The organism is Streptomyces nanhaiensis (assembly GCF_046614825.1).
Taxonomy (GTDB): domain Bacteria; phylum Actinomycetota; class Actinomycetes; order Streptomycetales; family Streptomycetaceae; genus Streptomyces; species Streptomyces radiopugnans.
In genome coordinates, this window is the sequence record NZ_JBKJFM010000160.1 from 1 (window position 1) to 13237 (window position 13237).

General features: G+C 74.1%; 14 protein-coding genes. 9 read left to right on the top strand and 5 right to left on the bottom strand.

Annotation, left to right across the window (positions count from 1 at the left end; translation table 11 throughout):
• Nucleotides 1-147: 147 nt before the first annotated feature.
• Nucleotides 148-1641, bottom strand: a complete 1494-nt coding sequence (locus ACLIYP_RS25505) for a regulator (RefSeq protein ID WP_412715459.1) — start codon at nt 1639-1641, stop codon at nt 148-150.
• Nucleotides 1642-1939: 298 nt separating this feature from the next.
• Between ACLIYP_RS25505 and lipB the strand changes: the two genes are divergently transcribed.
• The 4 genes from lipB (at nt 1940) to ACLIYP_RS25525 (ending at nt 4777) form a co-directional block, all read left to right on the top strand.
• Nucleotides 1940-2728 carry a lipoyl(octanoyl) transferase LipB gene (gene lipB / locus ACLIYP_RS25510; RefSeq protein WP_412715460.1) on the top strand — a complete coding sequence of 263 codons (789 nt, stop codon included), beginning with the start codon at nt 1940-1942 and terminating at the stop codon, nt 2726-2728.
• A gap of 75 nt (nt 2729-2803) precedes the next feature.
• The gene (gene lipA, locus ACLIYP_RS25515) at nt 2804-3742 is read left to right on the top strand and encodes a lipoyl synthase (RefSeq protein ID WP_412715461.1); all 939 of its coding nucleotides are present in this window, start codon (nt 2804-2806) and stop codon (nt 3740-3742) included.
• A gap of 155 nt (nt 3743-3897) precedes the next feature.
• A complete protein-coding gene (locus tag ACLIYP_RS25520) occupies nt 3898-4077 on the top strand; it encodes a hypothetical protein (RefSeq protein ID WP_410538837.1) in 180 nt (59 codons plus the stop codon).
• A 10-nt stretch (nt 4078-4087) separates the two neighbouring features.
• Nucleotides 4088-4777 carry a DUF4191 domain-containing protein gene (locus ACLIYP_RS25525; protein WP_412715462.1) on the top strand — a complete coding sequence of 230 codons (690 nt, stop codon included), beginning with the start codon at nt 4088-4090 and terminating at the stop codon, nt 4775-4777.
• 171 nt (nt 4778-4948) lie between these two features.
• Here the strand turns inward: ACLIYP_RS25525 and ACLIYP_RS25530 are convergent, their stop codons facing one another.
• On the bottom strand, nt 4949-5416 hold the full coding sequence (locus tag ACLIYP_RS25530; protein ID WP_412715463.1) for an RDD family protein: 468 nt from the start codon (nt 5414-5416) through the stop codon (nt 4949-4951).
• A gap of 251 nt (nt 5417-5667) precedes the next feature.
• Between ACLIYP_RS25530 and glnA the strand changes: the two genes are divergently transcribed.
• The 4 genes from glnA to ACLIYP_RS25550 all read left to right on the top strand — a co-directional run bounded on the left by glnA (nt 5668) and on the right by ACLIYP_RS25550 (nt 8678).
• On the top strand, nt 5668-7077 hold the full coding sequence (glnA, locus tag ACLIYP_RS25535; RefSeq protein ID WP_412715464.1) for a type I glutamate--ammonia ligase: 1410 nt from the start codon (nt 5668-5670) through the stop codon (nt 7075-7077).
• A 313-nt stretch (nt 7078-7390) separates the two neighbouring features.
• Nucleotides 7391-7711: an STAS domain-containing protein gene (locus tag ACLIYP_RS25540; protein WP_412715465.1), complete on the top strand. Its 321-nt coding sequence runs from the start codon at nt 7391-7393 to the stop codon at nt 7709-7711.
• Nucleotides 7712-7880: 169 nt separating this feature from the next.
• A complete protein-coding gene (locus ACLIYP_RS25545) occupies nt 7881-8369 on the top strand; it encodes a Gmad2 immunoglobulin-like domain-containing protein (RefSeq protein WP_412715466.1) in 489 nt (162 codons plus the stop codon).
• 78 nt (nt 8370-8447) lie between these two features.
• Nucleotides 8448-8678, top strand: coding sequence for a DUF6011 domain-containing protein (locus ACLIYP_RS25550; RefSeq protein ID WP_412715467.1), 231 nt, complete (start codon nt 8448-8450; stop codon nt 8676-8678).
• Between the two features lie 83 nt (nt 8679-8761).
• On the opposite strand, the gene ACLIYP_RS25555 is transcribed toward ACLIYP_RS25550, so the two are convergent.
• Together ACLIYP_RS25555 and ACLIYP_RS25560 are read right to left on the bottom strand one after the other, a co-directional pair.
• Nucleotides 8762-10150 carry an SGNH/GDSL hydrolase family protein gene (locus ACLIYP_RS25555; protein WP_412715468.1) on the bottom strand — a complete coding sequence of 463 codons (1389 nt, stop codon included), beginning with the start codon at nt 10148-10150 and terminating at the stop codon, nt 8762-8764.
• 50 nt (nt 10151-10200) lie between these two features.
• Nucleotides 10201-10959, bottom strand: coding sequence for a polysaccharide deacetylase family protein (locus tag ACLIYP_RS25560; RefSeq protein ID WP_412715469.1), 759 nt, complete (start codon nt 10957-10959; stop codon nt 10201-10203).
• 387 nt (nt 10960-11346) lie between these two features.
• On the opposite strand from ACLIYP_RS25560, the gene ACLIYP_RS25565 reads away from it, so the two are divergent.
• Nucleotides 11347-12303, top strand: coding sequence for an alpha/beta hydrolase (locus tag ACLIYP_RS25565; protein ID WP_412715471.1), 957 nt, complete (start codon nt 11347-11349; stop codon nt 12301-12303).
• Between the two features lie 12 nt (nt 12304-12315).
• On the opposite strand, the gene ACLIYP_RS25570 is transcribed toward ACLIYP_RS25565, so the two are convergent.
• The coding region (locus tag ACLIYP_RS25570; RefSeq protein ID WP_412715470.1) for a PucR family transcriptional regulator at nt 12316-13237 on the bottom strand (922 nt) is incomplete at its 5' end.

Sequence of the window (13237 nt, forward strand, 5' to 3'; positions counted from 1 at the left end):
CGACCAGCTCCGGCGGCGGGCCCGGCAGCGGGGGCGGCGCGTAGGCGTACGGCGGGGGCGCGTAGGCGTACGGCCCGGGCGGCCCGGCCGGCGGCACGGAGGGCTGCGGTATGTGGGGCGGCGGAGGGCTCCGGTGGTCAGGGGGAGTCAGACGAGGGCGGCGACCCGCTCGCGGTAGGTGCGCACCGGTGTGGCGTCCCGGTACGGCTCCAGCCGGCGTTCGAAGTCCTTGACGTACTCGTGCGCCCGCACCGAGCGCATCTCCGCCGCCTGCTGCGCCGACTCCGCGGCCAGGGCGCACGCCTGCTCCACGTCGCCCAGCCCCAGCCGGGCGGTGGCCAGCACCATCCGGCAGAACAGCCGGCTGCGCACATAGCCCGGGCCCCGCAGTTGCAGGGAGCGCTCGGCGTGCTGGGCCGCCGCCCGGTACTGCTGGAGGTCCCGGTGGCAGTGCCCGAACTCGTCGGCGAGCTGCGCCTCGTCGAAGAACCGCGCCCAGTGCGGCGTCTCGTCGCCCGGCCGCGCCTGCTCCAGCGCCCGCTCGGCGCGGGCCAGCGACGCCGTGCACGCCCGCACCTCCCCCAGCACCCCGTGCCCGCGCGCCTCCACCGCGTGCAGCAGCGCCTGGACGGCAGGCGGCACCGAGGAGCCGACGCCCTGCTGGGCGACCCGCGCCAGCTGCACCGCCTCGCGGCCGTGCCCGAGGTACACCGCCTGCCTGCTCATCGTCACCAGCACATAGCTGCCGTACGCCCGGTCCCCGGCGGCCTGGGCCAGCCGCAGCGCCTGGACGAAGTAGCGCTGCGCCAGCCCGTGCGCGGCGATGTCGTACGCCGTCCACCCCGCCAGGCGGGTCAGGTCCGCCACCGCGGCGAACAGCCGGCGCCCGGTCTGCTCCCCGTAGGCGCCGCGCAGCATCGGCTCGGCCTCGTGCTCCAGGTAGCGCACCAGCGCCTGCCGGGCGTGGCCGCCGCCGTAGGCGTGGTCGAGGGCGCGGAACAGCTCGCCGACCGAGCGCAGGGCGGCGACGTCCCCGGCCGTGACCCGCTGCCCCGGGCCCCGCTCCACCCGTTCGATCCGGGCCGCCTGCCCCACCCGGGGCGGCGGTACGGCGGCGGGTGACAGGGGGCCGCGGCCCTGGGAGGGCACCCTGGGCGCCTCCGGCGCGGGTTCGCCGCGCGCCACGCGCTCGTCGGGACGGCCGATCAGCCAGTCCCGGCTGGGCACCACCAGCCCGGCCGGGGTGAAGGCGATCTTGCGCAGCTCGGCGTGGTTCCCGGTGTCCTTGCGCCACAGGCCCCCGACGATGTCCACCGCCTCGCCGGGTGTGGCCGCGAACTCCAGCCCGGCGTAGACCGGCGCGCACGCGTCCAGGCCCAGGTCCTGGGCGGTGAGCCTGCGGCCCAGGCGGCGGGTGAAGACCTCGGCGATCAGCGCCGGCGTCGTGCCGCGCGGCTGCTGCCCGCGCAGCCAGCGCGTCACGGAGGTCTTGTCGTACCGGAGGTCCAGTCCGTGCTCCAACCCGAGCTGGTCGACCCGCCGGGCGAGTCCGGCGTTGGAGAACCCGGCCTCGGCGATGAGCGCGGCGAGCTGGCGGTTGGGGGTGCGCTGGGAGGATTTCCCAGGTCGTTCCGTCGACATCGGCTTTGCGGTCTCCTGCCTCACGGCTTGGGGTACGACAGACGCCGGGGCGCCCTGCTGGAACGGCGCGAATGTAGCCGTCCGCTCCGCCCCTCCGGGGGTCTGAGCGCGGGTTTCATCCATACGTGTGAGTGGGCGCGGTGAGCGGAACCGTTCGGCGTCCTCCCGTCGCGGTCCGTCACCGGGGACCGGCCGGCCGCCACCGGCCCGCCGGTCCCCGGCCCCGGAGCCGTACAGTGGCTGCCGGGACCCGCGACGACCTGGGCCGCGGCCCGAGACGACCGGAGGAGGAGCCGCCGTGAGCGAGCTGCGCTTTGTCCACCTGGGCTTCGGCGAGGACGCCGTGGAGTATCTGGAGGCGTGGCGCAGGCAGCGCGAGGTCCACGCGGCCCGCTTCGCCGACGAGATCCCCGACACCTGCCTGCTGCTGGAGCACCAGCCGGTGTACACGGCCGGCCGCCGCACCGAGGACAGCGAGCGCCCCCTGGACGGCACCCCCGTGGTGGACGTGGACCGCGGCGGCAAGATCACCTGGCACGGCCCGGGCCAGCTCGTCGGCTATCCGATCCTGAAGCTGCCCCGTCCGGTGGACGTCGTCGCCCACGTGCGGCGGCTGGAGGAGGCGCTGATCCGCACCTGCGCGGAGTTCGGCCTGGAGACCACCCGGGTCGAGGGGCGCAGCGGGGTGTGGGTGCTGGGCGATCCCGGGAAGTCCGGCAGGGAGACCGCTCCGGGCGGCCTGGACCTGGACTTCGACCCGAGACTCCACGACGACGAGTACGACCCGAGGCTGCGCGGCCCGGAGTACGCCCCCTCCAACGCCGGCCAGCGCGGCGACGACCGCAAGCTCGCCGCCATCGGCATCCGGGTGGCCAAGGGCGTCACCATGCACGGCTTCGCGCTCAACTGCGACTCCGACAACACCGGGTACGACCGCATCGTGCCGTGCGGCATCCGGGACGCCGGGGTCACCTCGCTCTCGCAGGAGCTGGGCAGGCCGGTGACCGTCGCCGAGGTGCTGCCCGTGGCGGAGAAGCACCTGCGCGCGGTGCTGGAGTCCGCGGAAGCGCTGCCCCGCGCCGTCTGACCCGAACAAGCCAAGGCGTACCCTGGTGTGCGCCGAAGATTCAAAGGCCACCAACACATAAGGGGAGTGCCGGACGTGTCCGCTGTCGCACCCGACGGTAGGAAGCTGCTGCGCCTGGAGGTCCGGAACAGCCAGACCCCCATCGAGCGCAAGCCCGAGTGGATCAAGACCCGGGCGAAGATGGGCCCCGAGTACAACGCACTGCAGTCCCTGGTCAAGCGCGAGGGTCTGCACACGGTGTGCCAGGAGGCCGGCTGTCCCAACATCTTCGAGTGCTGGGAGGACCGCGAGGCCACCTTCCTCATCGGAGGCGAGCAGTGCACCCGGCGCTGCGACTTCTGCCAGATCGACACCGGCAGGCCCGCCGAGTTCGACCGCGACGAGCCGCGCCGGGTGGCCGAGTCCGTTCAGCAGATGGAGCTGCGGTACGCCACGATCACCGGCGTCGCCCGCGACGACCTGCCCGACGGCGGCGCCTGGCTGTACGCCGAGACCGTCCGCCAGATCCACGCGCTGATGCCGGACACCGGCGTCGAGCTGCTGATCCCGGACTTCAACGCGGTGCCCGAGCAGCTCGCCGAGGTCTTCTCCTCGCGCCCGGAGGTGCTGGCGCACAACGTCGAGACGGTCCCGAGGATCTTCAAGCGCATCCGCCCCGCCTTCCGCTACGAGCGGTCGCTGGAGGTGATCACCCGGGCCCGCGAGGAGGGGCTGGTCACCAAGTCCAACCTGATCCTCGGACTCGGCGAGACCCGCGAGGAGGTCAGCCAGGCCCTGCGCGACCTGCACGAGGCGGGCTGCGAGCTGATCACCATCACCCAGTACCTGCGCCCCTCGCCCCGGCACCACCCGGTGGAGCGCTGGGTGAAGCCCCAGGAGTTCGTGGAGCTGAAGGACGAGGCGGACGAGATCGGCTTCGCCGGCGTCATGTCCGGCCCGCTGGTCCGCTCCTCCTACCGCGCCGGGCGCCTGTACCGGCAGGCGGTCGAGCGCCGGGGCGCCACCGCGGCGTGACGCCCTCCCCTCCCCGTGGCCTGATCCGCTCCCTGCGCCTTCGGCGCCTTTGACCGCGTCGTCACCCGCTGGTAACACCGTTCGGCGAGGGTGGGGACCACGGACCGCCCGCACCACCGGCCCCGCGGGGCCCGCCATGGGGAGGGGACCTTCCGGTGCACACCACCGCACGGATCCTGGGAAGACTGGAGGGGCTGCTGCTGCCCGGCGGGCAGCGCACCGCGCGCCGCAACGCCTGGGCGGCCGTCCTGGAGGACCGCCGTCGGGCACGCGCCCGGGGGGAGGCCGCGGCCGTCCTGGAGGCCGCGGCGACCGGGCGCAGGCGGGCGACGTAGACTTCGCTGTATGGCGAGGAAGGAAACATCCGAGAATCCGGGGCGGCTCAAGCAGATCGCCCTGACGTACAAGATGACGCGGCGCGTCGACAAGTCGATCGGCTTCGTCCTCGCGGGCGTGGGGCTCGTCACCTTCGGTGTTCTCCTCGCGATCGGCTTCTGGGTCGGCCACCCCGTCTACCTGGGCATCCTGGGCTTCCTGCTGGCCTTCCTCGCGATGGCCATCGTCTTCGGCCGCCGGGCCGAGCGGGCGGCGTTCAGCCAGATGGAGGGTCAGCCGGGCGCCGCGGCCGCCGTCCTGGACAACATCGGCCGCGGCTGGACGGTCACCCCGGCCGTGGCCATGAACCGGCAGCAGGACGTCGTCCACCGGGCCGTGGGGAAGGCGGGCATCGTGCTCGTCGGCGAGGGGAACCCGAACCGGGTGCGCTCCCTGATCGTCTCCGAGAAGAAGCGCATGGCGCGCATCGTCAGCGGCGTCCCGGTCCACGACGTGGTCGTGGGCACCGGCGAGGGCCAGACGGAGCTGAAGAAGCTGCGCACCAAGCTGCTCAAGCTCCCCCGGGTGCTCCAGGGCCCCCAGGTCACCGAGACCAACGACCGGCTGCGGGCCATGGGCGACCTGATGAACAACCTGCCGATGCCCAAGGGACCGATGCCCCGCGGCATGCGGATGCCGAAGGGGCCGACCCGCCGCTGAGGCGCGCACGCGCCCGGCGCACCGGGCGGATACGGATGTGGTGGAGGCCCGGAACTCCGAAGAGTTCCGGGCCTCCACCACATCCGTATCCGCCCGCGGGCCCGCGCCGGTCCGCCCCGCGGCTCACCGCTCGCGGCGGGGTCTTCGTACCGCCGAGGGGGCGGTGGTCACTCAGATCCGCACCTGCACGGCGCCGGAGAGCCGGTCGTGCAGGCCGCGCGAGTCGCGGTCCCACACGAGCGCCGGCACGGCGAGCGCCAGCAGAGCCGTGCGCACCACCGCGCGGGGCAGCGTGAGCCGCCCGCCGCCCACGGAGACCACCCGCAGGCCCAGCAGCCGCTTGCCCGGCGTGGAGCCGACCGTGCCGACGGTGAGGACGCCGAGCACCGCGAAGACCAGCAGGGCCCAGTTCCCCGCCGAACCGAGGTCGCCGCCCGTGAGCAGACCGTATGCGATCAGCATGCACAGGCCCCAGTCGACGAAGATCGCGCCGAACCGGCGTCCCAGCGGGGCGATGGACCCCGGCCCGTCCTGGGGAAGGCCCAGCCGCTCGCCCCGGTAGCCGAAGTCCGCGCCCATCTGCTCGGCCGCGGCCCTGGGGCCGGAGAGCCAGGATCCGATTACTTGCCTGTTGTCCACCCGTCAACGGTAACGCGCGGCCTTACGGGGTACCCGGCCGGGCTGCGGGGACCGCACAAGGCCGCGAGGGCGGCGCCGGGGACGGCACCGGAAGCGACCGTCCGCACACTCGTCCGGTTAACATCACCGAAACAAATGGGTCATGCTTGAGAAATCCCGCAAATCTAAGGTCGGGCGACAGCAGGACATCGCACTGGACTGCCACTCGAGCTGCCACCCCGTCCCCTCGCGGCGGGACTAGGAGGACTTGGATGTTCCAGAACGCCGACGAGGCAAAGAAGTACATCGCGGACAACGACGTGAAGTTCGTCGACGTCCGCTTCTGCGACCTGCCGGGCATCATGCAGCACTTCACGATCCCGGCCTCGACGTTCGACCCGTCCGAGATGCAGGCCTTCGACGGGTCCTCGATCCGCGGCTTCCAGGCGATCCACGAGTCCGACATGGCGCTGCTGCCGGACCTGTCCACCGCCCGTCTGGACCCGTTCCGCCGCGACAGGACGCTCAACATCAACTTCTTCATCCACGACCCGATCACCGGCGAGCAGTACAGCCGGGACCCGCGCAACGTGGCGAAGAAGGCCGAGGCGTACCTCGCCTCCTCCGGCATCGCGGACACCGCCTACTTCGGGCCCGAGGCCGAGTTCTACGTCTTCGACAGCGTGCGCTTCCAGACCAGCGCGAACGAGTCGTTCTACCACATCGACTCCGAGGCCGGCGCCTGGAACACCGGCGCGCTGGAGGACAACCGCGGCTACAAGGTCCGCTACAAGGGCGGCTACTTCCCGACCCCGCCGGTCGACCACTTCGCCGACCTGCGCGCCGAGATGTCCCTGGAGCTGGACCGGGTCGGCCTGAAGGTCGAGCGCCAGCACCACGAGGTCGGCACCGCCGGCCAGGCGGAGATCAACTACAGGTTCAACACGCTGCTGGCGGCCGCCGACGACCTGATGCTGTTCAAGTACATCATCAAGAACGTCGCCTGGCGCAACGGCAAGACCGCCACCTTCATGCCGAAGCCGATCTTCGGCGACAACGGCTCGGGCATGCACGTCCACCAGTCGCTGTGGTCCGGCGGCGAGCCGCTGTTCTACGACGAGCAGGGCTACGCGGGCCTGTCGGACACCGCCCGGTACTACATCGGCGGCATCCTCAAGCACGCCCCGTCGCTGCTGGCCTTCACCAACCCGACGGTGAACTCCTACCACCGCCTGGTGCCCGGCTTCGAGGCCCCGGTGAACCTGGTGTACTCGCAGCGCAACCGCTCCGCCGCGATGCGCATCCCGATCACCGGCTCCAACCCGAAGGCCAAGCGCGTGGAGTTCCGCGCCCCGGACCCGTCCTCCAACCCGTACCTGGCCTTCTCGGCCCTGCTGCTGGCCGGCCTGGACGGCGTCAAGAACAAGATCGAGCCGGCCGAGCCGATCGACAAGGACCTCTACGAGCTGGCCCCGGAGGAGCACGCGGGCGTCCCGCAGGTGCCCACCTCCCTGCCGGCCGTCCTGGAGGCCCTGGAGGAGGACAACGAGTACCTGCAGGCCGGCGGAGTCTTCACCGCCGACCTGATCGAGACCTGGATCGACTACAAGCGCACCAACGAGATCGCCCCGATCCAGCTCCGCCCGCACCCGCACGAGTTCGAGATGTACTTCGACCTCTGACCGGCACCGGGAACGCCGCTCCCCGGCGTTCCCGCCGCCCCTCCCCACGGGAGCGACGCAGGTACCCGCGAGGCAGCCGAGGCCGCCGGCCGCACACCGCACGGTGTGCGGCCGGCGGCCTCCGCGCGTGCCGCCCGGAGGCGGCGGACGGCCGACGGCCGACGGGCCCCGGCGGAGGGGACCTTCGGCCCTCCGCCGGGGCCCGTCCGGGACTTACCGGCACCCGGCAGGCGGTGATGAGGTCTACCCGTGCCCGCCGGATGCGGTGGGCGCGGCGGGTCTCCCCCACCCTCACACCGAAGAAGGTGCTTCCATGACAGCCGGGTCCACCCTCGCGGCGCCGTCGCCGCTCGAGACGCCCCCGATGGTCCACCTCTCGGGTGAGCTCGACCTCCATACCGCGGCGGGCCTGGAACCCGCCCTCACGGAGCTGGCGGACTCCCGCCGGGAGCTGGTCATCGACATGTCCGACGTCACCTTCTGCGACAGCTCCGGCATCAACCTGTTCCTCCGGCTGCACCACCGCTGCACCGCCGCCTCCGGGCGGCTGCGCCTGTGCCGGGTCCCGCGCAGGGTCGCCCTCGTCTTCAGGATGTTCCGCTTCCACCACGTCGTGCCGTGCACCTTCGTCTGACCCGGGCTCCGGCGGCGTCCCGGAGGGGGCGGCCGGTGGCAGGACGGCCGGTGGACGGTGGCCGATTCCCTGCGGCCTTCGAAGTCGCCTCCGCAGCAAGTGAGTTCAGCCTTCCCACACGGGCACCCGTCACCGGCGCCCCGACCGAGCGTCCACAACGGAGGTTTCCATGACCAACCGCATCGACCAACCGCGTGAGTTCGACCTGGTGGGCGATCCGATCCTGGTGGCCGGCGTCGGCACCGGCTTCGAGGCCATGCTGCGGTGCCGCGTCGGGGAGGGCCACGACGAGGTCGCCAAGTCCTTCTCCGCCGGGGGCGGCTCCGGCGAGCACGGGCAGTTCCAGGTCCGGATGGACGTCAGCGGCGCGGAGTTCCGGCTGGACCGGCTCTTCGTGCAGGTCTTCGAGGTCAGCCCCAAGGACGGCAGCGAGATCGGCACGGTGACCGTCCCGGTGATCTACGGGCCGCGGATCGTGCCGGGTTACATCGGCTACCGCGAACACAAGGTCGCCAGGGGGGACACCCTCTCGGCCATCGCCAGGGAGCACTACGGGGACGCCGGGCAGTACCGGCGGATCGTACGGGCCAACCCGCAGGTCACCGACCCCGACGTGATCGTCCCGGGGCAGGTCCTGCGCATCCCCATCGGCGCCTGAGGAGGCCGGGGAGGCGGGCTCCGGCGTTCCGCGGGAGCCGTTCTCGCGCGGCGGTGCGCGGCCTGGTAGACCGGTGGGATGACCGCCGAACCCGATCCCGGACCCGAGTCCGTACCGCTCCCCGGCAGCCCCGAACCGTCCGGAGAGGGCCGGCCGCGCGTGACGTGCCGGATGTGCGGACGGCCGCTGCGCGACCGGCAGGCGCGGCTGTGGGGCCTGGGGGTGGAGTGCCGGGAGAAGCTGGCGTTGCGCACGGCCCCGGCGCCCGTGCGCCGGGAGGTCGAGCAGGATGCGCTGCCCGGGCTGTGAGCGCCCGGGTGCCGGACGCCGCGCGGCGCCCGTGCCGGAGGGGGGCACGGTCGCCGCGCGGTGCGGTGCGCCGCGGGGCGTGGTCAGCGCAGCAGGTGGAGGGGGACGGCGTCGGCCATCGCCTCCGCCCCGGCGTCGCTGGGGTGGAGGTGGTCGCCGCTGTCGTAGCGCGGCAGCAGGCGCTCGGGGTCGGCGGGGTCGCGCAGGGCCCGGTCGAAGTCGATCACCCCGTCGTACTCGCCGCTGGTGCGGATCCAGTGGTTGACGGCCTGGCGGGCGGCCTCGCTCTCCTCGCTGTGGAAGCCGAAGGTGTCGCCCTTGAACGGCAGGATCGTGCCGCCGTATATCTTCAGTCCCCGCTCGTGGGCGCGGGCGATGAGCTGGCGGTGGCCGTCGATGACGTCCCGGGCGGTGACCTTCTCCGAAGCGGGAGCGGTGCCCGCGGCCGGGTGGCCGAGGTCGTTCACGCCCAGCAGGACGATGACGTGCCCGGCGCCGGGCTGGGCGGCCACGTCGCGGTCGAAGCGGCGCAGCGCGCTCTGGCCGAAGTAGGCCGCGTAGTCCTCGGCGCCGGTCCCGGCCGGGGGGTTGGGGTCGTGCAGCAGGCGGTTGCCGCTGACGCCCTGGTTGAGCACGCCCCGCGGGTACGGTCCGCGGGCCTTCGCCAGGCGCCGGGCGAGGAAGTCGGGCCAGCGGTGGTTGGCGTTCGCCTCGGTGTCGGAGCCGTCGGTGATGGAGTCTCCGAGGGCGACGACGGCCGAGGGCTTCCCGGCCCCCTTGGAGCGGTCGGCGCTCACGCTCACGCCGGTCAGGAAGTACCAGCGGTCGATGGTGGCGGTCGGTGTGATGTCCGCGTGCCCGGTGACGTTGCCGGAGGCCACGTGGTTGTGCTGGAAGGCGAACGCGTGGACCGTCGAGCCCGGGGTGCGCTCGGGCAGGTGGATGCTCACCACCAGGTCGGAGCCCGCCGGCACCCGCAGGGAGACCGGGTCGCTGAGCACGGGCGCGCCCGCGGGGACGGTCACCGAGGAGCGCCCGCCGAAGGTGAGCGCGCGGTCGGTGCGCTTGTCGACGGCGGTGGACCCGCCGCCCCCCGAGCGGCGGGCGATGCGGGCCTCGCCGATGACCAGGGGCCGGTCGCCGAACTCGTTCGACAGCCGGACGCGCACCCTGTCGCCGCCGATGCTGGTGCGGACGGTCTGGCGGATGGTCTGGTCCTCGAACACGGTGGTGTCCGAGGCGGGGACGGCCGTGGGCGTGGTGGACCAGGTGCCCACCCAGGCGCGGCCCGAGCGCTCGCCCGCCGCACTCCCGGCGGTGTTTCCGGCGGATGCCGGGGAGTCGCCCGGTGCGGCGGGGGTGGACGGCGCCGTGCCCATGAGCAGGGCTCCGGTGAGCAGGGCGACGACGTAGCCGCCCGCCCGCCCCGTGCGGTCGCGCAGGAAGGCGAACCGCGTCGTGTTCGGTCTCATACGGGTCTCCCGATGGTTTCGGAGGCCGGCCGGGCCGGTCACGGGCGGGCTCAGCCGCGGCGGGCGGGCTTGTCGAAGCGCCAGCCCTCGGCCCTGAGCCGCGGGATGGCACGGTCGACGGCCTCGACGGTCGCGCTGCGGTCGCCGCCGCCGTCGTGCAGCAGCACCACGGCCCCGGGCGTGACGCCCTCGGTGATGCGGCGGGCGAACTCGTCGGCGCTGTGCGGCTCCCAGTCGCCGATCACCAGCCGCCAGCCCAGCGGCTGCATCCCCATCGAGGCCGCCACCTGCGGCGTCTGCCCCCAACTGCCGTACGGCGCGCGGAAGTAGGGGATCCGCGCGCCCGGCGCGGCGCGGCGGATCGCGGCGTTGGCCTCGGCCAGGTCCGCCCGGATGTCCTCGGGGGACCAGGTGGCCATGTCGTCGTGGTGCATGGTGTGGTTGCACAGCGTGTGGCCGCCGGCGACGATCGCGCGGACCAGCTCGGGGTGCTCCTCGACGTGGTCGCCCCACAGGCAGAAGACCGCCTTGACGCGGTGCTTGCGCAGCACCTCCAGCAGGCGCGGGGTGTCGTCGGGGTCGGGGCCGTCGTCGAAGGTGAGGGCGACGGTCCTGCCCCCGTGCCGGGTGGTCTCGACGACGGTGTCGTTCGCCTGGCCGGCCTGGGCCGGGCCGGCCGCGGCCAGGGCGCCCAGGCACATCCCGCAGGAGAGCAGCAGGGGCATCGCCAGACGGCGCAGCCCGCGGGCGCGCCGGGGGCGCGCCGTGGCGGGGGCGGGTCTTCCGGAGGGGGTGGGGGTCGTGGTCAAGGCTGGTCCCTTTCTGGTGCTCCCGTCGGGCCCCGGGATTCCGCCGGCGGCCGGGCGGCGGGCCCGTACGGTGCGGATCGGCGCCTTCCGGAAAATTTCCGGTCGAGCGGGGAGACCATAGGGAGGCACCGCGCCGGCGTCAAGAGCGGTCCGCTTCCCGCGCCGGGGAGGTCTTCCCGCTGCTCAGGGCGGCTTTCGGCATCGTCACCGGGCCGATCGCCGGGCGGGCCGGCGGGGAGGACGCGGTGGAAAGCGCACAGGTGTCGGGCCCGGACGGCCGTACTCCCGACACACGTCTGATGACCTGGGAGGAAGCCCGTGACACCGTCTCATCACAACGCCGCCGCACGCCCCGCCGTGCCCTGGGCCGACGATCGGAGGACGCAGATGGGCCCGCGCCACCGGTTCGACCCCGAACTGGCCGCGGCGCTCCCGCTGATCCCCGAGGTGGAGCTGCTCGACCTCGACGCGGCACGGGCCGCGCAGGCCGGACAGGTGGCCGCGGCGGTGGCGGCCGCCGACACCGGCGGCGTGGACGTCGGGGAGATACGCGTCCCCGGACCGGCCGGAGCGCCCGCGGTGCGGCTGCGGCTGTACCGGCCGCACGGCGTACGCGGCCCGCTGCCCGCGGTGTACGGCATGCACGGCGGCGGTTTCATGCTGGGCTCGCCGGACGTCGACCACGACTGGAACCTGCTGCTGTGCCGGGAACTGCGGGTGGTGGTGGCCTCGGTCGACTACCGGCTGGCGCCCGAGCACCCCTTCCCCGCGCCCCTGGAGGACTGCTACGCCGGGCTGTGCGGTCTGGTGGAGCGGTCCGGGGAGCTGGGGGTGCTGCCCGGGCGGATCGCCCTGTGGGGCGACAGCGCCGGGGCCGGGCTCGCCGCCGGGCTGGCCCTGCTAGCCCGCGACCGCGGCGGCCCGGCGGTCCGCTTCCAGCACCTGTGCTCCCCCGCGCTCGACGACCGGCTCTCCACCCCCAGCGCGCGGCGGTTCACCGACACGCCCGTGTGGAACCGGCGCAACGCCGCGATCAGCTGGGACGCGTATCTGGGGCACGGGGTGCGGGGCACCGCCGGCGTCTCCCCGTACGCCGCCCCCGCCCGTGCCGGGGTCATCGGACTGGCGGGCCTGCCGCCCGCGTACGTGTCGGTGATGGAGTTCGACCCGCTGCGGGACGAGGGGATCGACTACGCCCGCGCCCTGCTGGCCGCCGGGGTGCCCGCCGAACTGCACCTGCTCCCCGGCACCTTCCACGGCGCGTGGGCGGTGGAGCACGCCGCCGTCATCCGGCGGGCGACGGCCGAGGCGGTCGCGGTGCTGGGCCGGGCGCTGGGCCGGTGAGGAGGTGAGCGCTCAGCCGTCCCCGTTACCGGCCAGCCGCAGGGCGTACAGCGCGAGCTGGGCGCGGAAGCGGTCCTGCGGATCGCGCAGCCGCCAGCCCGTCTCCTTCTCCACGTGCGCCAGGCGCGCGGCCACCGAGCTGTGGTGCAGGTGCAGTTCGGCGGCGGCCTGCCGCAGCGAGCCGGTGCGGCAGAACGCGGCCAGGGCCGCCAGCAGTTCACCTCCCGGCCGGGCCTGCCCGGTGGTGGGGCCGCCGCGCTCGCCGTGCGCCGGCTCCCCCAGCTCCCCCAGCCGCCGTACGTCCGCCTGGGCGCGCAGCCGCTCCAGCGGGATGTCGGCCAGCAGCGCGAGCGGGCCGAGTTCGTCGTGGTCGGCCACCGCCTCCTCCGGAGCGCCCGCCACCGCGAACCGCAGGGCCGAGCGGGCCTGCGCCCAGGAGGTGTGGGCGTCCAGCGGGTCGGCCCCCGACCCGATCCCGACGCGTGTGCCGGGGGCCGGCCTGCGGGCCGCGTTCCGCTCGCGGACGCGTTCGCGCATCGCCGCCCGCAGCTCCGCGGCCGGTGAGGCAGTGCCGGTGTCGGTGCCGGTGCCGGTGCCGTCCGGGGCGGATACGGGGGCCCCTCGCCCGCCGGGGACGGCCTGCCCGCCAAAGGCTCCCGGCCCTTCGGACGCGCCGTCCCGGCGCTGTACCAGCACCGCTCCCAGCGAGCCGACCCGCGCCACCCGGACGGTGCCCCGCAGCGCGCCGCGTCCCAGCAGCGCCACGGCCTCCACCCCGGCGTCCGCGCTCCTGCCCGCGCCCGTGTCAGCGCCCGGTCCCGCCCCCGCGTCCGCCGCCACCGCGATCACCCGCAGCGGCGTCCCGGGCTCCAGGCCCAGCAGCCGCAGCGCGCGGGCGCGGTCCTCGACGGCCTCCCGCCCGGACAGCACCAGT